This window comes from Ruegeria sp. BA2, from assembly GCF_056539605.1.
The window spans coordinates 102,821-123,969 of record NZ_JBQFVE010000012.1 but is presented as its reverse complement, the minus strand read 5'-3'; the positions used below and the strand labels follow the sequence as shown (position 1 = coordinate 123,969).

The 21,149-nt window shown below is 56.8% G+C and carries 18 protein-coding genes; 8 read left to right on the top strand and 10 right to left on the bottom strand.

Going from position 1 to position 21,149, the window contains the following annotated elements; translation table 11 throughout:
* From ACR0NN_RS20295 to ACR0NN_RS20275, 5 genes are all read left to right on the top strand, one after another.
* Positions 1-1,675 (top strand): Ig-like domain-containing protein (locus tag ACR0NN_RS20295; protein WP_480685400.1); only part of this gene is annotated, 1,675 nt, incomplete at its 5' end.
* Between the two features lie 206 nt (positions 1,676-1,881).
* On the top strand, positions 1,882-2,286 hold the full coding sequence (locus ACR0NN_RS20290) for a c-type cytochrome (RefSeq protein WP_170725400.1): 405 nt from the start codon (positions 1,882-1,884) through the stop codon (positions 2,284-2,286).
* 24 nt (positions 2,287-2,310) lie between these two features.
* The gene (locus tag ACR0NN_RS20285) at positions 2,311-3,867 is read left to right on the top strand and encodes a GMC family oxidoreductase (protein ID WP_170725401.1); all 1,557 of its coding nucleotides are present in this window, start codon (positions 2,311-2,313) and stop codon (positions 3,865-3,867) included.
* On the top strand, positions 3,864-4,268 hold the full coding sequence (locus tag ACR0NN_RS20280; protein ID WP_170725402.1) for a hypothetical protein: 405 nt from the start codon (positions 3,864-3,866) through the stop codon (positions 4,266-4,268). The genes ACR0NN_RS20285 and ACR0NN_RS20280 overlap by 4 nt, the downstream gene beginning before the upstream one ends.
* A gap of 46 nt (positions 4,269-4,314) precedes the next feature.
* The gene (locus ACR0NN_RS20275; protein WP_170725403.1) at positions 4,315-5,946 is read left to right on the top strand and encodes a hypothetical protein; all 1,632 of its coding nucleotides are present in this window, start codon (positions 4,315-4,317) and stop codon (positions 5,944-5,946) included.
* Between the two features lie 227 nt (positions 5,947-6,173).
* On the opposite strand, the gene ACR0NN_RS20270 is transcribed toward ACR0NN_RS20275, so the two are convergent.
* The 8 genes from ACR0NN_RS20270 to ACR0NN_RS20235 all read right to left on the bottom strand — a co-directional run bounded on the left by ACR0NN_RS20270 (position 6,174) and on the right by ACR0NN_RS20235 (position 15,048).
* Entirely contained in the window at positions 6,174-6,368 is a 195-nt protein-coding gene (locus ACR0NN_RS20270) for a hypothetical protein (RefSeq protein WP_480685397.1), read from the bottom strand.
* Between the two features lie 155 nt (positions 6,369-6,523).
* On the bottom strand, positions 6,524-7,768 hold the full coding sequence (locus tag ACR0NN_RS20265; RefSeq protein WP_170725404.1) for an O-antigen ligase family protein: 1,245 nt from the start codon (positions 7,766-7,768) through the stop codon (positions 6,524-6,526).
* Positions 7,765-9,348 carry a GMC oxidoreductase gene (locus ACR0NN_RS20260; protein ID WP_170725405.1) on the bottom strand — a complete coding sequence of 528 codons (1,584 nt, stop codon included), beginning with the start codon at positions 9,346-9,348 and terminating at the stop codon, positions 7,765-7,767. The genes ACR0NN_RS20265 and ACR0NN_RS20260 overlap by 4 nt, the downstream gene beginning before the upstream one ends.
* On the bottom strand, positions 9,345-10,517 hold the full coding sequence (locus tag ACR0NN_RS20255) for a glycosyltransferase family protein (protein ID WP_170725406.1): 1,173 nt from the start codon (positions 10,515-10,517) through the stop codon (positions 9,345-9,347). Before ACR0NN_RS20255 ends, ACR0NN_RS20260 begins: the two co-directional genes overlap by 4 nt.
* Entirely contained in the window at positions 10,514-11,455 is a 942-nt protein-coding gene (locus ACR0NN_RS20250; protein ID WP_170725407.1) for a sulfotransferase family protein, read from the bottom strand. Before ACR0NN_RS20250 ends, ACR0NN_RS20255 begins: the two co-directional genes overlap by 4 nt.
* 198 nt (positions 11,456-11,653) lie before the next feature.
* Positions 11,654-12,793, bottom strand: a complete 1,140-nt coding sequence (locus tag ACR0NN_RS20245; protein WP_170725408.1) for a glycosyltransferase family protein — start codon at positions 12,791-12,793, stop codon at positions 11,654-11,656.
* Between the two features lie 6 nt (positions 12,794-12,799).
* Positions 12,800-13,837, bottom strand: a complete 1,038-nt coding sequence (locus tag ACR0NN_RS20240) for a glycosyltransferase family 2 protein (protein ID WP_170725409.1) — start codon at positions 13,835-13,837, stop codon at positions 12,800-12,802.
* Entirely contained in the window at positions 13,834-15,048 is a 1,215-nt protein-coding gene (locus tag ACR0NN_RS20235; RefSeq protein WP_170725410.1) for a glycosyltransferase family 2 protein, read from the bottom strand. Before ACR0NN_RS20235 ends, ACR0NN_RS20240 begins: the two co-directional genes overlap by 4 nt.
* A 140-nt stretch (positions 15,049-15,188) precedes the next feature.
* Between ACR0NN_RS20235 and ACR0NN_RS20230 the strand changes: the two genes are divergently transcribed.
* Positions 15,189-16,436, top strand: a complete 1,248-nt coding sequence (locus tag ACR0NN_RS20230) for a polysaccharide biosynthesis/export family protein (protein ID WP_170725411.1) — start codon at positions 15,189-15,191, stop codon at positions 16,434-16,436.
* Positions 16,437-16,445: 9 nt separating this feature from the next.
* Here ACR0NN_RS20230 and ACR0NN_RS20225 read toward each other — a convergent pair whose 3' ends face one another.
* A complete protein-coding gene (locus ACR0NN_RS20225; protein WP_170725412.1) occupies positions 16,446-17,696 on the bottom strand; it encodes a glycosyltransferase family 4 protein in 1,251 nt (416 codons plus the stop codon).
* Positions 17,697-17,806: 110 nt separating this feature from the next.
* Positions 17,807-18,751 carry a glycosyltransferase family 2 protein gene (locus ACR0NN_RS20220; RefSeq protein ID WP_170725413.1) on the bottom strand — a complete coding sequence of 315 codons (945 nt, stop codon included), beginning with the start codon at positions 18,749-18,751 and terminating at the stop codon, positions 17,807-17,809.
* A gap of 167 nt (positions 18,752-18,918) precedes the next feature.
* Here ACR0NN_RS20220 and ACR0NN_RS20215 point away from each other — a divergent pair, with 167 nt between their 5' ends.
* Positions 18,919-19,944: a glycosyltransferase family 2 protein gene (locus ACR0NN_RS20215; protein ID WP_170725414.1), complete on the top strand. Its 1,026-nt coding sequence runs from the start codon at positions 18,919-18,921 to the stop codon at positions 19,942-19,944.
* On the top strand, positions 19,941-21,023 hold the full coding sequence (locus tag ACR0NN_RS20210; RefSeq protein ID WP_170725415.1) for a Gfo/Idh/MocA family protein: 1,083 nt from the start codon (positions 19,941-19,943) through the stop codon (positions 21,021-21,023). The genes ACR0NN_RS20215 and ACR0NN_RS20210 overlap by 4 nt, the downstream gene beginning before the upstream one ends.
* Positions 21,024-21,149: the final 126 nt, after the last annotated feature.

Genomic DNA, 21,149 nt, shown 5'->3' with positions numbered 1-21,149 from the left:
CGGGGCCAGTGGCTTTGTCCCGGTTGCCCTGCTGAAGGGCGTCGGCAACCTAGCCGGAACCGAAGCCGATATGGAAGCCAATGGCCGGTTGATCACCATGGATCCTCCGCCGATCGCCGGTGACGATTACGCCAGCGTCGAAAGTTCGGGGTCTTCGATAATTGATGTGCTGGCCAATGATGTCGATCCGGACGCTGACTATTTGACAACACTGGAAATCAACAGCATCTCCAGCCAGCCAGCTAATGGAACGGTGGTGATAGTGGGCGATGAAGTCGTCTATACGCCCAATACCGGTTATGTTGGGTCCGACAGTTTCGAATACACGATCAGCGACGGCAAAAGCATCGATAGCGCAACTGTATTCCTGTCAGTTGGTCAGCGTGACTTTTCTGGAGAAAGCCGGGCACTTACCGTGGATTTGTCGCAAGGATCTTACACCTTTGCTGCAACTGTGATGGCCTTCGGCGACTCGCTGACACAAGGTTACAAATTCGGAAACCCTGAAATCGAAGGTGGTTTCCGCGACGATCTGTTCGACAGACTATCAGCAGACAATGTCTGGATTGACTATATTGGTCGTTACAACAGCGGTCCTGACGGTATGCTCGATAAGGATCACTCAGGCCTTCCCGGGCATTCATTGGCAGAAGTCCTAACGGACGACCCGAACGATGTGATGAATTTCTCGTTGACTGTGGACGAACTACGCCCTGATGTAACCTGGTTCATGATGGGTACGAACGACCTAAGCGAGCCGGAAAAAATCGATCAGGTTATCGCTGGGACAGAGGAGTTAATCAATCAATTTTACGCATTAGACGGGGCGCAGGACCGTCATCTCGTCATCTCGCTGATTCCGATAAACTTTTTTTCGCCTATACACGCGGATATGACTACAGCAGCCAACGAAGGCTATAGTATCGTTGATGGGGAAATGTTTATCGGAGACGCGGGTAACGGCACGTTTGTCCCGGGCATTCGACAGATCGTGACGACCGCGTCAGCCGAACATACAACGCTTCACGTATTTGAACCTCCGATCACCGCGAGTGAGCTTCTATCGGATCAGGTACATTTCACCGATGCCGGTGATGCACTATATGCGCAGGCCGCAGCCAACTTTCTGGAAACCGAAATTGGCTTTTTTGCCGGAACGATCGACGGGTCGGCGATTTCCCTGGATGCGGTCAATGTGATTGGTGGCGACGCAGGTGATCTATTAATAGGGGATGCACAAGCTAATTTCCTGAACGGTGGGGGCGGCAATGACGTGATCCGTGGCCGCACCGGGGACGATAGCTTATTGGGTGGCACGGGAACCGATCACCTGACTGGTGGCAGGGGATCTGATACTCTGATCGGCGGGGAAGGCAATGACAGCTTTATCTTTGGTACGGATTTTGCGATTAATGCCACATCCGCAGACGTCATTCTGGATTTCGGCACGGGTTCTGACCGATTGATCTTTGAGCAATCACTTGGCCCTGCAACAGTGGCGGATCAAACCGATGGGTCAGGTGTTATCATAAGCATCAACGGGGCCAGCATCGAAGTCGATGGTGCGGATGCTCAACTGCTCAAAGGGACGGCCCTGGGTGGCGGCACATATGACATCACGACGGACAATGTACTGGTGTGGTTTGCCGATACACAGGATTTCCTGTTTTCATGAACCATATTTTGGGAACGCTATCTGAACGGTCTAGCCTTGCCACGTGGCGCGTTGAGTCTTGTTTACAACAACAGCGTTCACACCGTAGCGACCTGGACAGGGATGTAAATTCGCGCAGGTTTCCACTTAAGTTGAGGTTGGGTTCACCGCGATGTAAGGATAACGCAACCTACCTACGTTCAAGGTTGCGCAGAGGGGATGACCATTTGGCGAAAGTCTGTGAACATCTCCCCAAATACCTGCTTTTTCTACTTTGCCTTGCCGTTATGAGCGCCTGCAAGGAAGAAGAACCAACGCTGTCGGCCGAAGCTGATTTGGGTCGCAAGGTGTTTGAGGAACGGTGTGCCGCCTGCCATCAGATAGAGAATACCTCCCATTCTCAGACCGCCCCGTCTTTGAAGGATATTATCGGACGAAAAGCTGCCACCGGGGCGTTTAATTATTCAGAGGCGTTTCGCGCGGTCGATTTCGATTGGACCACAGATATAATGCTCGCCTTTCTTGAAAAACCACGGGAGACTGTTCCGGATAACGAAATGGCATTCTATGGTCTTGAGAATGCTCAGGACCGAGAAAATCTTGTTAAATTTCTTTTGTTCCATTCAAACTGATCGCCCCCGAAACAAGGTGCCGAAATGAAACCGGACGATTTTGACGATGCCCGATCGCTCCCGAAGAACACCAATGTGGACGCCGATCTTGTCATCATAGGCTCCGGGGCGGCCGGGATCACGATCGCGCGCACCTTTCTGGGACAGGGTCTGAGGGTTGTCATTCTCGAAGCAGGCGGTCTGAGCGTTGATCCCGATGTGAACGCGCTGTCGCATATCGAAGATGGCGGACGCCCCTATCCCGAAGTGCACAAGCGGCGACTGCGGTATTTTGGCGGCACCACAAATCACTGGGGCGGACAATGCGTGCCATTGGACCCGATAGATTTCGAACGGCAGGACTGGATCGACTATTCCGGCTGGCCCTACGGCTATGATGTGATCCGCCCGTATTACGAACAGGCCCATGGGGTTCTGGGGTTGGGCGAATTCGACTATGATCCCCAAGAGGCCGCAGGCGATCTGGGGTTTGATCTGTTTCCGTTCGACCCGACCCGCGTGCAGACCGTCATGGCCCGTTACAACCGGGTGCGCTTTGGCCTGAAATATGGCGATGCATTGCTGGACGATCCGAATACAAGGATCATCCTGAATGCCGAAGTGACGTCGATCGACCTGGAAAGCGCCGAGTCCGACCAGGTGAAAAGCGTCACGGTCAGCGCGCTTGGCGGCAACAGCTTCCAGGTCACCGGGAAAAGATTTGTCCTTGCCGCGGGCGGGATCGAAAACCCCAGGATCCTGCTTCTGTCGAACGCTCAGCGCCCGGCCGGATTGGGCAATCATTCCGATCTTGTCGGGCGGTTCTTCCAGGAACATATCCTGTTTCCCAGCGGTGTCATCCTGCCGTCGACCGGTCATGCGTCGCTGGATTTTTACAGATCGGAATGGCCCTGGCGCGGCATTCATGTCCGCGGTCACATGGCCTTGCCCCCGGCCGAAGTCCGACGGCTTGAAGTGCCCAGATACAGAAGCCAGTTCTGGTTCCTTGATCCCTACATGGATACGGTTCAGGCCGTCATGAAAGGGAATATCGTCCCCGAAGACGTGCTGGCCCTGTTGTCGGACCCCCGGGGTGTGGGTCATTTGGCGAAATGCCGATGGAACGCGGGGCCGCGGGTTTATGCCCTGGCAAACTATGTGCAGCAGGTCCCCAACCCGGACAGCCGCATTACCCTGGCAAAGGACAAGGACGCGTTTGGCCGGCCGCAGCCACGCCTTGAATGGAAGCTGTCCGCCCAGGATCACGAAGGCGTCATGCGGGCGCATCAGGCAATTGCAACAGAGGTGGGCCGGGCCGGTTTCGGGCGTATGCGCATCGACATCGAGGCCGAACCGGAAGAATTGCTTGAAGGCAGCTGGGGCGGCGCGCATCACATGGGAACGACCCGGATGGATGACAATCCGCAGCGCGGCGTAACGGATGGTAACGCAAGAGTGCACCATACCAACAACCTGTATGTTGCCGGCAGTTCGCTGTTTCCAACATGCGGATGGCAGAACCCGACACTGACTATTGTTGCCACGTCCCTGAAACTTGCGGACCATTTGAAAGAGAATTTCCGCGCCGAAGGTGGGTTATGAACAAGATCAGCCGCAGAGTTGCTATAGTCTCGGGCGCGGCCGCTGTCGGCGGCGCGCTTTATGCCATACCAGTCGCCCGCGGGATGATGGAGCCGTGCAAGGGCTGGGAAGCCGCGCAAAATCAGGCCGCCGAAGCGATGCGGCGGATCGGGCAGGCATGGCTGGACAAAGGATTGGGGGCGGATGCGGTGTTTCAGGCGGATCTGCAGGCCATGTCGCAGAACCTGTCCCGGGTCGAAGACCCCGAGGAGGGCGCCGCGATTACAAAGCTTGAGGCGCAGATCAAATCCGATTTTGACACCGGCAAGGTGGAATGTTGCGAAGGTTGGGTTCTGGCAAGAACAGAACTGCTTCTTTGCGTGCTGTTATGCTCGGACGAGAGTCTGAGCAAAATTCTGTAGGGAAGATATGTCCAATTTCAAAGGTATTCCGGTGGCCTGAAAAGATATGAGTTTATTGAGAAACGATTTTGTCTTCGCGCTTTTTGTGACTGCAATCGGTATCGCAGTTTCGCAGTTCCTATCCCTGGGATTGCCGGCGACCGGCATTGACGACGCCGCCATCAGCATGTCCTACGCGGAAAATATCGCCAACGGACATGGGTATGTTTATAATATTGGCGGTGAACGGGTCGAAGGCTCCACAAGCTTTCTGTGGACCTGCATTCTGACGCTGGCGTTTTATTTCTTCAGCTCTCCGAACATGGCGATCTTGCTGATAACGGCCACGTTGACGTTCATTGCGGTGTGGTCTGCCCTCGGCATCACCAGACAGTTGGCCTTGGCGGTCGATGCCCCGGAAGACAGCTCTGTCTGGGTTGCAGGCATTGCGATGCTGGGCGCGCCCGGCTTTTTTCTGTGGTCGACATGGTCGCAAATGGAAGTGGGCCTGTGGTCCGGCCTCCTGCTGTTTTTTGTCTATCAGCTTGTCCTGATGCTGAATGTCGAAGGCTACCCAAGCCCCAATCGCTTGGGCGTAACGCTTGTCGCCTGCCTGTTGCCACTGGTCCGGCCGGAAGGCGTTGCCGTGACGATCGGTCTGCTGGCGGTGTCCGCATTGGTCGGCGCCGGTCACCGGCGGCAGTTTTTCCTGCCCGCGATCGCCGCCGTCATGTCCTTCTCGGCGCTGTTGATATTCCGGATCTTGTATTTCGGGCAGCCATGGCCAAACACGTTTTACGCCAAGGTCTCGGCGGACCGGCTGCAAACCTTTGTCGATGGCGCAAAATATGTTCTCTCGTTTCTCCTGCAGATGCCGTTTGTCGAAATCTATGTGGGTCTTTGGGTTTTGGTCACGTTGTGGGCATTGCTGAGCTCGTGGGACAAGGGCAGGTGCTTTTTCCCGCCTGCGGCAACCGTCGGCGGGTTCTGCCTGTGCTACGCGGCGCTTGGCGGCGACCATTTCGCATTGTGGCGGTTCCTGCAGCCTCTCACACCCCTGCTTGCGGTTCCGGCGGCGCTCATATTCGGACAGCTGATACAGCTGACATTGCAGCGCTCGGACGCCATTGCGCGCAGCGCGGCGGCCAGGATACTGCTGGTCGGTATCGGCATAATGGTGGCGGTGCTTCCGGGCTGGATGCATTATCACCAGAAGCGGTTTGATGTCATCAAGGAATACCGGATCGCGCAACGCGGCGTGGCGTTTGGAACCGTGCTGGACCAGTTCAGCCCGAAACCGGTCATCGGCGTCGGTCCCGCAGGCGGCATCGCGTTGGGGTACAATGGGGAAATACTTGATCTGCTCGGCCTGAACTGGACCGAGATGGCCCATGCCAACCCGATCAAGACCGGAACCCGCAACCTCGCCAGTTTTGATCCGGATGTTTTCTGGAACCGGCAGCCAGACATCGTGGCGGAATTCAAACGCGCGTGCGAGGGCGGGGGGTTCAAACTCTGGAGTGCGGCAGATTACTTCAAGGGTCTTTACTGGAGCCCGCAGTTTCAGCAGGCCTACAAGCCCGTGCTCATCCGCAAGGACCAAGAGTGCTGGCCCGTGTTCATCAAGAATGACTGGAGCGGCCAGACAAACCAGGCGGATATCGAAGAAATCCCCTGGAACAAAGTTCAACTCAACTGACTGTACTGACCTTCCAAACCCGATATCAGGCCCCTGATTCATGGGTGACGACAGCACTCTTCACAGGCGGCCCTTGTAGCCCGAACAATGAATCATAGTTGGCTGATGTCGGTAGGGTGGGCGACATGATCTTCAGGGTATTACTGCACGATATCTTCGGTGATTGTCTCCATTAATGGTTGAAACGTTCTCAGCCCCCCAGAACCTGCGGCCCCAGTTAAGCCTGCTCAGCGCGGGAAATCCCCCCTTGCACTTTGTGAGACGAACAGCCCTTCATCCTGCGCACCAAACCGGAGATCGCCAAGCTTCAGCGACACTAACAGGAATACGTGGACATGTTCGGATGACAACATCCCGCGCAGGTTGTCGACCTCTTTCTCACAGCAGCGCTGTCGAATAACGTCGCGAATCCGCAGGTACAATTGACCAGTCAACACTTGTAGAAATACTTGGTCGACCAAACGATGTGGTAGCGGTGATGGAATACGCAGTGCTTGCCGGCATCATACTGCCCACCCTTACCTCCCGGAAGTCCAAGGGTTTTATCCGATGTCTGGACATTAACCTTTCTTCGTCCCTATGCCGCCCTCCGATAGGTAGCGTCTGACAGGTTGTTGCGATTGATTAGTCCACCTGTCAGAAATAGTACCGTCAAAAGCGCGAATGGAGTTAACAACTCAGATTCCGTCATGCTTTTCGCGAGCGTAACAGCACTGACGCACAGAATGAAAATCGTCGAAACCCGTTCAGACTGGTGCCCAAAAAGTAAAATGCTGCAAATTGCCCATACAACGATCAGAATACAAAAAAACAATCCGATCAAGCCTTGGTGTACAGCGATTTCGTAATAGGAGTTATGAAACGAGAAGGTGGCATATGACGCTTTGTGGAATTCCTCGTAGATACGGCTTGCCTCAGATAGTTTGTCATATGGGGTCCAGAACCCACCTGCTCCGACACCGAGCAGCGGGGTGTCTTCAATCTGCCGGGTCGCATATTGCCACAACACTGTCCGACCCGTCAGGGTTCCATCCTTGCCAAATGCTTCAAGAACCGCATTGATTGGCTCGACTGTCTGTGACGTGAAGAACCACGACGCCGCAGCAAAGATGATACCCAATGATGCCAAAGCCACCACATAGAACCAGGGGCGTTTGAGAATCCCAGATTGCGGTACAACAGCCAAGAGTAACACCATCCCGAGAATGCCAAGCGCCAGCAGTACAGCGGTTGCGGAATCCGCCCGCTGTATCTGATACATCGCCAAAACCGCCGTGGCGACCCCGAACAGTCTGATCTTTCCGGGAAACTCGGTATCCACAATGATACAGAGTGAGGAAAGCCACAGAATGACCATGGCGGATCCCATCGTGTTCTTGCTCGAGAACACGCCACGGGCAACCGTCCCAGTTCCCATGTAAGGCGCCAGAAAACTCAGCACGCCATAGTAGGCAGATGTTAGCAGCAGCGAAATTAGGATATCGCGCACGGTCAGACGCGTTGCAATGCAATAGCAGATCATGATTGTAAGCGTCAGCTGCAGGCCTGATTTCAAAATCAACCCAGTTTGATCCCCCCAAAGGGCGGAAAGCATCCACCAAGCTGGGAAGACAAACAGGATCGCGCTGCGTGCAATCAATGGGAAATTCTTGTTGAAATCCCGCACGAAGGCCCAGGCAAAATATAGCGCCAGCGGGTAGAGGATCAGTTCGTCATACCGGAATTGCTTGAACGTGACAAAGAACCACAAGGTCACCAGCACGTGGTCGCGCCGATGTTCGAACGCCTCGCGTTTGGAAGAATATGTTTCCGTCACAGTCATGCGGCCAAACCTGCCCGGTGCTTTGCCGCTATATGATCGGCCAGACGCAGCGCCATGGCAACCACGGACAAGGTCGGATTGGCCTGCCCGGACACGGGAAAGACCGCAGCGGACGCGACGAACAGGTTGCCTGTCCCATGCACGCGGCAATTTGAATCGACAACCCCATCTTGCGGATCCGCCGACATGCGTGTCAGGCCAATCTGGTGATATCCATCGCGGGACTTGCGGGTGATCGCCTCGGCAAGGGTGTGATCGTCCGGCAGTGATATGTCGGCTGCGTTCGCCAACTGCACCCGTTGGGCCAGCAGTTTGTGTGCGTCGATCAGTGTCTGAACGGTGCGCACGCCATAACGGAAATCGACCTTTAGCCTGCGCCGACCGGTCTGATCCACATCGTCCGACAGCATGACCCGACTGTCATGTTCCGGGAAATGTTCAGCATGATAGGCCAGTGCGTAAGGCCCGGTACCCCGGGCCACCAAGCGCTGCGGACGCCGGGCGATTTCCGCCGAAAACCGCTTGGCCCCCGAGCGCATGGCGTCAATCACCCCGACCGGGTCACGTAAGACATTGGCGATATGCGCCCCTGCCTGCCCCAAACCGTCTGAGCCTTTCAGCAGATATTTTGCCGAAATCTCACCCGACCGGTTCCGGGGATCGGCCTGAGCAAGGTTTTCTATCCAGAACGCAACATTGGATGGCGCATCACCGGTCAGGACAAACCGGCGGCGATAGGGGCTGTGGCCATTTTCGCTCTGATATCCAAATCCACTGCACACCGCGGGATCACGGAATATGATCTCTGCCACCGCCCCCGTCAGATGGCCCATGTAATACCGGCCAAGCGCACCTGACACTCCTCCGAAGGCCCCGGGCCGCGCTGCCTGATCCAGCAGCAGAAGGCGCGTCGTCTCAAGCCCGCCACAGGCCAAAACAACCTGTTGGCAGGGCAGGGTGGTGGTTTGCCCCTCGTGCAGTAGTTCAAGCTCCCGCACCCGGGCTTGCGGACCTCCGCTCCAACGCATTGACAAAAGCTGCGCCTGTTTGAGCAGGTCGACCGGTTCGCGCCCCTGCTGCAGCCGGTCCTGCAGCGCATCTGCCTGCCCTAACGCATTCAGCAACTCGACCCGTTCAACGCTTACGCCTTCCACCGAAGGCCACCCGGCTGGCGCGGGCTTTTCGAATTCCGTATCCGAGTCCAGAAATTCGGCAGCCGGCGCGACCCACTTTGCATAGTCGTCAAAAGAGATCGGCCAGGGATGTGCATGTCGCCCGGATTGCGTTGAAAAATCTTCGGGGTCGAACGGCACACAGCGTCCGCCCCAACCCAAAAGCGTACCGCCCACGGCCTCGCGGTTGGTGCGCTGGCGGGGATCGTGGGTGTCACGCGACACGATCTCATCCCGGTCAATTGTTTCGTCGATCTCGCCGGAATTGAAGCCGCCCTGTTCGATGACCAGAACTTTCAACCCGGCGCGACCCAAAGCAAATGCCAAAGCCAATCCAGCCGCCCCAGCCCCAATGACGCAGGTATCATAGTCTTTTGCCTGAGCTTCTGAGAGGCTGATCTGAGTCATTGCGGTTTCACCTGTTGCACCACACTGCGTTCCCGACGTGCAAGCCCGGCCAGCTTGCGTAGGGTGACCACAGGAGACGCTTGAACCGGGCCAACACGCATGATCGTCCCCTGATCTTGCTGCAGGGCATGCAGGCGGTCTGGAATCGCAGCGCTTGAATAACGATTGGCCGCGATGCTGCGCACTTCAGAGCAGCGCTTTCGTGTGCCAGCCGGATCATTGCGCAGCGCCGTCAGAATGTCCGGTACTTCGTCGGGTGAAGCATATTGTGCCAGGGGTCCAAAGGTTTCACGCAGCTTGAAATCCAGAATGCAGGGGCGTTCCATCAGCATCGCCTCCAGCACGGTACGCCCAAAAGCTTCGACCCATCTGTCGCTGTGGAAATAGGAAAAAACATCCAGGCTATCCAGAAAACGCTCGACCGGTTCGCCGTTAAACGGAACGATCTCCCATCTGCTCAGATCGACGCCCGCCTGTTCCAGCGCCTGAAACGGGCACCCCATGACGCGCGTTTTCCAGCCCGGACCGGGCGGTGCCAACGACGCGGTCACGTCCGCGGCCAGATCGGGCCATTTCAGCATATCCTCGCGGCTGTGTCGCCCGATGGTCGCAACTGGCTGGTCAAAAACCTGCCGGGCGGGTTCCCAATGGGTGACATCAAAGGCATTCACCCAATCCGCACTTGTCAGGCGCACAAAGGGCGCAAAACTGCGCAGATGCTTGCGGATCACGCCCGATACGGGTGCCCACATCGGGCTGATCCCAAAGGCCCCTTTGATCAACCGGGTCGTGGCGATCGGATCGTATTCCAGCGAACCATCCCCGCGGAACGGCGGGTGATGCGTCACCAGAACCGATGTCTTCGCACGGATATCCGCGCTTTCGGCCACTTTGTGAAAGAAGGTCAGCGGATGATGGAAAAAAACCGCATCGGCGGTCAACGCGCTGCCCTGAGGTATCATCTGAAACCCATCCAGATCGGCGAGCGCGGTCACGGCGGCGTTGAACTTGTCCCCAGTGCCTTTGAAAAAACCCGACGTGACCGGCAGTAATCCCACCGTGGCGCCGGCCCCATGAAACGCCTTTGCGTCGGCCAGCATCGCGGCGGCTGTTCCCCCCGAGAACCGAGGGTCGTAAACCAATGCGATATCCACCCGTCGGGTGCTCATCCCCGGAACCCGGACCAGATGGCCGACAGGTCGCGGTCCAGAAGATCAGACAGCCCTGCGTTCCGGTCCGACAGGTGATGCGCCAGATAAGCCGCCGTATCCGGTCGCATGGCGGGCGGTTTCTCCGCCTTCAGCAAGATCGGATTGATGCGTCGGAACCAATGATAATGCAGCTTGTTGCGTATCTTTTCCGACAACCCCGTCTCTTGCCCCATATGGTTGCGATACCGTCCTGCTACGATCAGGCCGCCGATCCGGTTCAGCCATTGCTGACCTTTGGGCATCGTCGGATAATAGGTCCGGTTAAACCAGGTCTGCAGCGTCTCCACATCCATCTCGGGCGCCCCGATATGGGCGGTGACACGGTTGAGGAATATCTGCTTGTCGGTCAGAAAATCCTCGAACACGGCGACATGCACGGCATCACGCCCGAACGCATCGAAATACCCGGCAATATGGGGGGCGTAGGTGGACCCCAGAATAATTGAGCTGTGTCGGCTCAAGGCCCGCTCAAAGCTGCAACTCAGCCGTCCGCTGCAGATCAGATGCCAATATTGCGAATACGCACGTTTGACCGGATCGCGCAGCAGAAAGATCAGCCGCACATCGGGCAACAGCTCTTTGATGCGCCGCGCGGCCACCGCCGAAAACAGATAGGTGGTGGAATCCTCACCGATCAGCAACTTGTCCTGAAATCTGGCGAACCGGGACGTGTACCAATCCAGATTGGCTGCATGCTCCTGGCGGGTATCAAACCACTTCAACTCGGGCCCATTTGCATTCAGGAAATCAGGATGGGTAATCGGATCATCCGCATCGAAATAGTGTATTTCTTCGTCGGGTATTCCAATCTGCGGGCTTTGCCCAAGGATGAAATGCAACGAGGTCGTGCCGCATTTGGGTGCGCCGCCGATAATGAAATCAGGTAATCTTGTCAAAGTCCTGAGCTCTTGGGTCATTAGAGGATCTCAATAAAAATTTACTGCGGTAAACGCGGCCAGAGAATAAACTGCTCCCGGTAGGGAATCCAGATTGCTGAGACCGCCCAACCGCAAGCGCCGCTGACATGTTGCAGGAGCCAGCCCGTTTTACCATCCCAAAGCCCGCCCTTAGGCTGCCATAGGGTGTGTGCATGCTCAAACAGGGGGCACTCCGGCCGCCTGAAGAAGTTCCGCCGTTGTTTCCGCCCCCTCAACAAACGTACTTTTGGGGAGTGAAAGAAGCTGCTTTCGCAACGACGCAATCGGTGAGCGATCCAACAGCAACCCGGCGATTTCAGCCTCAAGCATACGCTCCACCGGCTGCTCCAGAAGGATACCGCTGCCATGTTCCTGCAGCCAGCGTGCGGTTTCGGTTCCGGCAGGGGCCAGCGACGGTGTGGCAAAATACCCCCCCTCGTAGATCCGGTTGGGCAGCAGCCAGACGGAATTCGCCCCGGCCTCGTACCAGTCTCCGGCCCAGACAAGATCAACCGAACCATACAGCGCGGCCAGATCTTCCGGTGCGGAATATCTCCCGCCGAAGGCAACATTTTTATACGGTTTCAATTCCTCTTCGAAATTCGTGAACACACCGGGCGCGGGATAGCCGCGCAGGTTGAGTGTCACGTCGTCGGGAAACCGGCGCGCCAGACCCAGCAACAGATCCAATGAGCGTCGGCAACGCAGATTGCCAAACCATCCGATCCGCAGCGGCCCATCAGATGCGTTTTCGGCCACTTCCAGCGATGGGCGGGGGGGGAAGTCATCCCCTTCGATCATGAGATTTTCCAACAGGAACGCCCGGTAGGCCCCCGGGTAGTGCACCGCAAAATGCTCGGTTTCGAACCGCGGCGAGGAAATGACCACAAGGGCGCAATGCGTCAGCAGGTTTTTTTCAACGCGCCGCAATGCGCGCGCAACCGCACCTTGCCCTGTCAGCTTGTGATGCACATCCAGGCATTCATAGATCAGCGGTGTATTCAGGCCCAGTTTGCTGCGGGTGCGGACCGCCATCGCCAGCATATCCAGATTACGGGCATAGATGGCATCACAACTCTCTAGCAGGGCGCGTTCGCGCGCCGCGATGCCAGCGCCCCGGAAAATCGACATGATCCGTTGCCCATAGGCGTTGTCACGCGTCTCTCCGAGATCGACAACCGGCCAGTCTGTCGCCTGCTTTGCCCCCCGGTGCGGCATGAACCCGACCACCTCGTGCCCTGCGCTCTGAAAAGCTCGGGCCCGTCGACGGATGGCGGGTTCATTCGAGTTATGGCCAAAAAATGCGATCTTGGACATGTCGGTTCAGGATCTTTCGCTGGCTAGTGGAGGGGGTTCGGTCTTGTGCCTACCTCGTAGCACGCGCAGCAGAAAGCCCAGCCCCCAGGCCAGATGCATCGTGGCAAGCGCAAGAGCGGCCGTCAGCCCGCACAGGGATCTGTGGCGCAGGGCGATCTGCAGGCCTACGCCCAGAATGACAACACCGTAGAACAGCGGCCAGAGCAAAAGCAGACGGGTCACCGGCAAAGCCAGCACGCTGAGCACAACAAGACCCGTGTGAACGGCCGGTATAAGCTGCCTGAGACCTGGTCGGACCTTGTGTTTCAGACAGGTCTGGGCGCGCCCGGTGCCATAGTTCCAATATTGCTTCCACAGGCTTCTGGCCGAGCGCCTTGGGAAATAGCCAATGCGCAGATCGGCATTCAGCCAGATCTTTCCGCCTCCACGAGTCAGCCGCAGGTCATATTCGGCATCTTCATTGGCAACAAAACTTACATCGTACCCACTCAAAGCGCGAAAGCCGGACAGGCGAAAGGCGGCGTGATGCCCGTGATCGTAATAGCCTGACTTGCTGCCACCGCGATGCGGGGATCCCCCGGCCCCCAATTTGCTGTCCGCCACCCAGACAAGACCGCGCTGAAAACACCCGCCGCTATCGGCCATGGCATCCATCGGCACGACGACCGAGTCGACTTCTTTTGCAACAAGACACTGCGCAAGGTTGCTGACATATCCAGCAGGGTAGGCCGCATGTGCATCACATCGGATGGCAATGTCGAATTGGTCAAATTCCCCCTGAAGCAGAAGGTTCATGGCCGCTGCCTGCGTTTTTCCGGGATTATGGATCAGGCGCAGATTGCCGAAACGCTCGGTCAGTTTCGACACGATGGTGCAGGTGTCATCCGTGCTGCCACCATCAGCCACGATAACTGGGCAAAGGGATGCGACCGGATCGCCGACAATAATGTCGGACAGGACGTTTTCGATATGCGCAGCCTCGTTCAGAGTGGGGATCAGAACGACAACACGGGTTGGGTCGATATCACGCGAAGTACCGCTCACCACTTGTATGCCTCATCTGCAAGGTGATCGACTTCGGACACCTCTCCAATATGTGACGAGGGTTGGGGGCGGAATCCAGCTCGGGCGCAAAAGCGCGCGACACTGGCAAGCTGCCCGAACGCCCGCCCGGACAAAGCCTCTCGCGCACGCCAAACAGAGCCGCGCCCCAAAGCGTGGACGAGGGTCTTGCCTGTCGCCCCCCTGCGCGCCAGTGCCAGAAGCTGGTCGCGCATCGGTGAAAGATAGGCCTCGTGGTTACCATGCTTTCCGGCCATGGCCCGGATGACGATGCCGATCTCGGTCGCGGATAGCCCTTTCGACGGTTCCATGTCTGCCGCTGTCTGAAAATCTTCGAGTGCAGCCGCCCAATCGCAGCGCCTGGCATAGACGCAACCGCGTTGCAGATAACCCGCCCGCAGCGCCAGTTCCGGTGACCCCGCGCGAAACAGGGCGGCATAAAACGCGATCGGCAGCCGGTCGCGCAAAGCTGCAAAGATTGCCCTGTCACTCTGCAGCCAGACCGTATCCGATTGAGCCGCTGAATGCTGCTGAGCCGCCGGGCCACGTGCGCCGTCATGCTTGCGCTGGAAAAACAGGACATCATCAACCAGCGCGATCGGAAATCGTGTCCCCAAACGGACAAACATCTCATAGTCTATGGATCGGTTAAGATCTTCGCGAAATGGCCCTATTGTTTCGTAACACGATCGCCTGACCAGGCAGGCATTCTGGAAAAAGAAGATATCTTCCAGCAGATGGCGAATAACACTGCCCGAAGACAAATCGGGCCAGTATCCCGTCCCGAAAAAGGCTTTTTGCCCGCTGCGTTCATCCACGGAAAATCGGGTATGCGCCCCTGCCACCAGGCCCGCATCGCTGCTGTCCAGAACCTGTGCCAGTTTTTCGGCCGCATCCGGGCAGGCGACATCGTCGTCGTCGCATATCCATATATAATCCCCTCGAACCTCTTTCAGCGCGGCATTCAGCGCGGCGGATTTTCCCTGATTTTCCGCCCGGAAATACTGCAATGAGCCGGTTTTGTCCGCCTCAAGCGCCCTGCGTGCGATCTCGGGGGTGTCGTCGGTCGATCCATCGTCCCAGATAACAATCTGACTAAGCCGCCGGGTCTGGTTCAGCAGCGCATCAATAGCCTCACCTAGGTAGCCGCTTCGGTTGAAGGTCGGGATAATCGCCGAAATAGAACCTTGCAAAGAAAAGTTCCTTAAGTGAAAATTTGCTGTGCAGCCCCAAATGGGAACATTGGCCATTTTCTTATGTCTGGCACCATATGGTGGGGCAAGTCTTTGTTTGTCACTACAATATTGCCGCACGATGCGGAAGGAATGGAATTATGCTTCGACTGCTGGTCTTTTGCCTTGCATCTTTGATTGGCGCCTCGCTGGGATATGCCCAATCTCTTGACGCGTCGGACACATACCGCCTGTCACCCGGGGACCGGATCAGCCTGCGCGTCGTGACCTGGAACGAAGATGAGCGCGACTATGTCATCTGGCAGGCGGTCAGCGGTGAATTTCTGGTGCAGAATGAAGGGCGCATCATGGTGCCTCTTGCAGGTCGCATTCAGGCCGCAGGTCACACGCCTGAAGAACTGGCCAACAATGTTGCCGACGCGCTGAAGACACAGATCCGCAGCAACAGTCTGCCCTCGACCGCCGTCGAAGTGGTGGAATATGGCCCCTTTTTCATCATGGGTGATGTCGCTAGACCAGGCGCTTACCCAGCTCGACCCGGACTGACTGCCATACAGGCCTTCGCGCTGGCAGGCGGTCAGCGACGTTTGGGCGAGTTGAGTGTCGACACGCTTGGAATTCTGCGCGATTCCGGTTCTCTGGAACAAATTCGGTCTGAACTGCTCCGCGCCAAAATTGCCTCGGTCAGGCTTAAGGCCGAGATTGAAGAACAGACCGAATTGCAGTTCCCCGAGGATCTGTTCCAGCCCGACAGCCCGGCGGAACTGAACGCCATGCTGGATGAGGAAAGACGAATTTTTGCCGTGCGTAAAACCGCATTGGAACGGGAAAGGGCTTCGCTGACCGAACTGATCTCGTTGCTGACGACAGAAAGCAAATCCCTTGAACAAAAAATCGAAAGCCAGCAGGAACAGCTGGACTTGGCAGAAGAGCAACTGCGCAACACACAATCCCTGGTCGACAAAGGGCTGGCCAGAACACCCCAGCTGACACAGGCAAAGCGGGCTGTGTTCGACCTTGAGACACAATCGCTTGATCTGCAAAACAGCTTCTTCCGGGCCAGTCAGAGCATCAAGGAAGCCGAACGCGATATTCTGGCGCTGACCACAAACCGCACGACACAGGCGGCCGTGGAACTGCAGGCTATAAACGCGCGCATCGAGTTGCTGAACAGCCGTCAGGATACGGCGCGCAGATTGCTGCTTGAGCGGGGGTCGGTCGGGTTTGAGGATGAAACCCGCCAATATGACACGATCTTCAGCCTGCAGCGTGGTCGCGGCGACGCGCACAAGGTCATTCCGGGGCCCGATACAATTGTCGTACCCGGAGATGTGATCACCGTCGAACGGGTTTTGGTTGACCCCGATAGCGCAGCCCCTCCTGGCTAGGCCTGACGGTCAGTCCACGACTTTCAGGTAAGTCAGAAGTTCGTCGTTGTGCATCCGCGTCTGTAGCTTGGACATCACATATTGTCGGCATTCCGTTGTGCGCCCCTGATCTGAAATCATGTCTACCAGCGTAGAGACGAATTCATTGGTCGTGGACACCGCTGTCACGAGACCATCCAGCGTATCGCCATAGGCTTCAAGCGTTTGCTTGAACGTAAGAACCCGCATGCCAAGCTCCAGATAAGTACCGATCTTGATACTGATCCCGCTGGCAACCAGCATCGGTGCGATACCGATTACATTACCGTTGCCCAATTCGCGCAGGTCTTCAATGAAGCCAAGGCACCGGACATCCTCGGGCTTGTCCTTAACCCAATCCGAGATTTCACCAACGATCCACAGCTCGCACGCCACTTCGGATCGGACGCGCGGCCATATCTCGTTCAGGATCAGATCCAGCGCAGCCCGGTTGCCGCCATGACTGACGCCAATGAAAACAACACGCGGCGTATCACCGGCGACACCGGTATTTTCGGCAATGACCGGGCGCATCCAGATATGGTTGACCTGCGGAAGCCACTGCTGCAGTTGTTCCGCCTCGATCTGCGATGCGTGAATACAGGTATCGGCCTGCATCAGACGCTCACATTCCTGCTCAAGCGTGATCGGAATGTGATCCGGCGAGCGACCAGCCTTTTGAAAGGCCTCGGCACGGCTGGAAAACAGGTCATGCATCAGGACCGCGCGTTTCTTAGCTTCGCAACCGCCAAGTAAGGGGGCAAGCGACGAGTACTCAGCAACAACAATGTCGTTGGAGCATGTGTTTACCACATTCTGAACCGTACGTGCTTCTGATGGCTCCAGTGTTTTGCTCAGATCACTGGGGTAGGGTTGACGCGCCCCACCAAACCAGCGGGATGGCAGGGAACTGGCCTGATAGGCCGCGCGGCGCAGAGCCTTTATCCAGACGGCGAGGCGGGTTGGAAAATAGATCCCCCCAATCCGAACCGTTCCGGGCCATTCTACCGTGATCCCCCGATCGGCAAGAATACGATCAGGTCTGCAGAACGGAATACGCCCAAAGCTGGTGACTGGCGCCATCACAATTCGAATATCGTACCCCGCATCTGCCAGACAGGTGCACAGGCACATCAGATGCACCCCGCTGCCCGACTGCAGGTTGTTGATCCGGCGATGTACCAGGATCGTCGCCCGCCGATCAGCGCCCAGAGTTTTCGAAATGCCTTCTGAAGGAAGCAAGGTCCCGGTCACCTCAATGATGTATCATTTACGGACTCCGTCGGGACCCGACTGATCCAAACTTAGGTTTGTTTTGTTATTACATTCAATAAGAGTATTCATATTTTGGGTCAGCTTTTTGGCACCAGACCAAGTTTCTTGCCGACGCTTTCTACCAACTGGCGTCCCACTCTGGGCAAAGCGAAAGGGTGACGACCCGCCAGTCGTATCGCATCGCTCAGATGCACCGACTTCAGCGCCTGCATGATCCGTTCACACTCCATCATTTTCCGCAGCCCTATCTCTCTGCGACGGAATAAGGTCTTCGCTTCGGCGCTGAGCGTATTTTTACATCTCTCCACAAAGGCGCGGTCTGCCTTGATCAGAGCCTCGAAGTGGTCAGGGTCGATCCGGTAGGACACCGATCCCGGACGAACCGTATACAGGTAGTCGGCCTCGGGTCGGATATGAACCTTCGCCCCATGCGCCAGCGCTTCGAAGATCAGGTGACAGTCCTCCCCGTTGCGCAAGGTGAGGTCGTATCGCAGGCCTGTCCGTTCGAGAAAGGAACGACGAATAAGCGGTTTGAGGTATCCCAGGCTTCTGGAGTGGCGGGATAACAGATTGTCCGCAACATAATCTTCCAAAGCAATGGGCTGTGCCGGATTGATGTCCTTTGGCGGAACGAACGGTATGGCATCTAACGGACGGTCATCTCCATCGACCCTGAGAAAATTTCCCAGAACGATATCCGCCCCGACCTGTTCGGCCATCCCGATCATTCCGGCTAGCCTGTCAGGTCGCATCGTGTCATCCGAATCCAGCACACAGACCCAATCTCCAGCGGCCAAGTCCAATGCGGCATTCCGGGCGGCGGCAGGTCCGCCGTTTTTATCCAGACGATGCAGAATGACCTCTTCCCGATCCGGCAGGTGGGCGGCAACATCATCCTCGGACGCGTCATCGGCAACAACCACCCGAACCGATGCCCCGCGTTGCGCCAGCGCGCTGTCGACGGACCGTCCTATCGTCTCAGCAGCATTCCAAGCCGCGATTATTACCGTTGCATCGGTCATATGGCTCAACTACGCTTTGGGCGATTTCAACACGTTATATAGCGGGTCCGAATGATACACGGTTTGTGCCTTGCTGATGCAGGGTATGCAATAGTTTATGGTGTTTCGGTTTTTTCCAGCCCTTCCCGGTTCAGCAAGGCCCTAAAAAATGGATCAGTAGCCCAACCATGACGAACTCCGGGACTCACGCCCAAATCGCCGTGATCATCCCGGCTTGGAACGCGCAATCGACCCTGCGCAGGGCGGTCAGTTCGGTTCTGACTCAACAAGACGTGACGCTTGAGGTGTTGATCGTCGATGACGCATCATCGGATGACACGCTGGAATGCGCCTATGCTCTGGCCGCCGAAGACGATCGGGTGCGCGTTCTGGCCCAATCCAAAAACCAGGGACCAGCCGCAGCGCGCAATCTAGCGCTGGACAACATCTCGGTCCAATACGTGACCCCACTGGATTCGGATGATTTCATGGATCAGGGGCGTCTGGTGCAGCTGCTGCGCATAGCGGGGCAGGGGGATTGGGACTTTGTGGCAGATGATCTGTTCAAGGTACCCGAATCCGACATCGACGGGCCACGCACCCGGCTGTGGTCAGAGGATGCGATTGGCATTCAGCCTCTCGACTTTACCGCCTTCGTACGAGGTAACCTATCCAGCCAGCGGGGAGGGCGCCGCGAGTTGGGATTCCTCAAACCCCTGATCTCCACAGCGTTCCTAAACCGGGTGAAGCTTCGCTATGATGCCAATATGCGCTTGGGCGAAGATTACATGTTATATGCCACGGCCCTGACGCAGGGTGCACGCTTTTGCCTGACCGATCCGGCAGGATATGTCGCCGTGGCACGTCCCACCTCTCTCAGCGGACATCACTCGACACGAGACCTTGGGGCTATGGTCCGGGCGGACCAGAGCCTGATGAAAAGAGCCGGGCTTTCCTCGGAAGACCGGGTTGCGCTGAACGCACATTATCTTGAAACGCTGAAAACATGGCACTGGTTGCGGATGATTGACGCAGTCAAAGCGCGCAACTTCGCCGAAGTGCTGCGCTGTTTCCGCGCGCCACCCGCCGTGATCGGCGATTTGCTCGGTAAACTGGGCGAACAGGCCATTATTCGCGGATCTGCAAAACTGCCCTTTCGAACAGCCGGCGCGACCGACACCAAGGGCACGAACAAGAAAGGCGGGACCCCGTGACAGCGGCAAAAATTCGATGGGGCATTTTCGGATCCGGCGGTATCGCCCGGCGGTTTGCCGGCGATATGCAGTTCAGCAAGACCGGAAGGCTGGCCGCAGTCGCCTCGCGCAACCCGGAAAACGCACAAAGTTTTGCGCAGCACTTTCCCGGCACGCGGGTTTTTGACGACTATCAGGCCCTAGCTACATCCGATGCGGTCGACGCGATTTATATTGCAACCCCCAATGCCTTGCACAAACAACACAGCCTGATCGCGATCAGCGCAGGCAAGGCGGTCTTGTGCGAGAAACCCTTTGCCTGCAACCCGGCCGAGGCGCGCGACGTCGTCGAAGCCGCCGCCGCTGCCAACGTGTTCTGCATGGAGGCCATGTGGACCCGTTTTCTGCCGATTATGACTGACCTGCGCCACCGCATCGCCAATGGCGAACTGGGAGACGCGGTTCATCTTGAAGCCACCTTGGGCTTTGCCCGCACGGAAACCCCCGGCGATCCGATCACCGATCCGTCACTGGGCGGCGGGGCGCTGCATGATCTGGGCTGTTATGGGGTATCGGTTGCCGAATTCCTGCTGGGGCCGTTTCAGCTTGCGGGCGGCACGGTCACAAGATCCGGGACGGGCAGCTCTCGAACCGCGTCATTTGTATTATGTCACGCCGGGCAGACCGAAGCGGCAATTTCGACCATCAGCGTCAGCCATGCCACTCAGATGAGCAACACGCTTGTCCTGTCCGGGTCAAAATCTCAAATCTCGTTGGACGCCCCCTTTATTCAAGGCCGATATGGCACAGAAACCCCTGTCCATTTTGCACAGGCCGGAGCAGCACCCAATGCGTTCAAGTCACGTCTCTCAAACTCTTTGTACGGACAAAAGCTGAAACGCGTGGTTCGGAAGGTTGTGCCTCGCCACAAGAAGATCGCAATCCCTTTCCCCGGCAGCGGCATGCAATTCGAAATAGACGAAGTCGGCGCATGTCTTCATAATGGCAGAACTACCAGTGAGATCATGCCTCCAGACACCACAATATCCGTATTGGAGGTTCTGGAGAAACTGAATGGATCAGACACCTCAACCCGCTGAGTGCTGTCGTGCTAGAGCGGATTGCGCCACCCTGCAATCTGTAACACATTTTTGCCATTGTCTATTTTCTGAAACACAGTTTTGCCAATGTCCGGGCGACAATATGCCATTTTGGGACTTTATCCC

Coding starts and splice junctions, on each gene's coding strand:
- ACR0NN_RS20285 (WP_170725401.1), top strand. CDS start 2,311: ATGAAACCGGACGATTTTGACGATGCCCGATCGCTCCCGAAGAACACC.
- ACR0NN_RS20280 (WP_170725402.1), top strand. CDS start 3,864: ATGAACAAGATCAGCCGCAGAGTTGCTATAGTCTCGGGCGCGGCCGCT.
- ACR0NN_RS20275 (WP_170725403.1), top strand. CDS start 4,315: ATGAGTTTATTGAGAAACGATTTTGTCTTCGCGCTTTTTGTGACTGCA.
- ACR0NN_RS20265 (WP_170725404.1), bottom strand. CDS start 7,768: ATGACTGTGACGGAAACATATTCTTCCAAACGCGAGGCGTTCGAACAT.
- ACR0NN_RS20260 (WP_170725405.1), bottom strand. CDS start 9,348: ATGACTCAGATCAGCCTCTCAGAAGCTCAGGCAAAAGACTATGATACC.
- ACR0NN_RS20255 (WP_170725406.1), bottom strand. CDS start 10,517: ATGAGCACCCGACGGGTGGATATCGCATTGGTTTACGACCCTCGGTTC.
- ACR0NN_RS20245 (WP_170725408.1), bottom strand. CDS start 12,793: ATGTCCAAGATCGCATTTTTTGGCCATAACTCGAATGAACCCGCCATC.
- ACR0NN_RS20230 (WP_170725411.1), top strand. CDS start 15,189: ATGCTTCGACTGCTGGTCTTTTGCCTTGCATCTTTGATTGGCGCCTCG.
- ACR0NN_RS20220 (WP_170725413.1), bottom strand. CDS start 18,751: ATGACCGATGCAACGGTAATAATCGCGGCTTGGAATGCTGCTGAGACG.
- ACR0NN_RS20215 (WP_170725414.1), top strand. CDS start 18,919: ATGACGAACTCCGGGACTCACGCCCAAATCGCCGTGATCATCCCGGCT.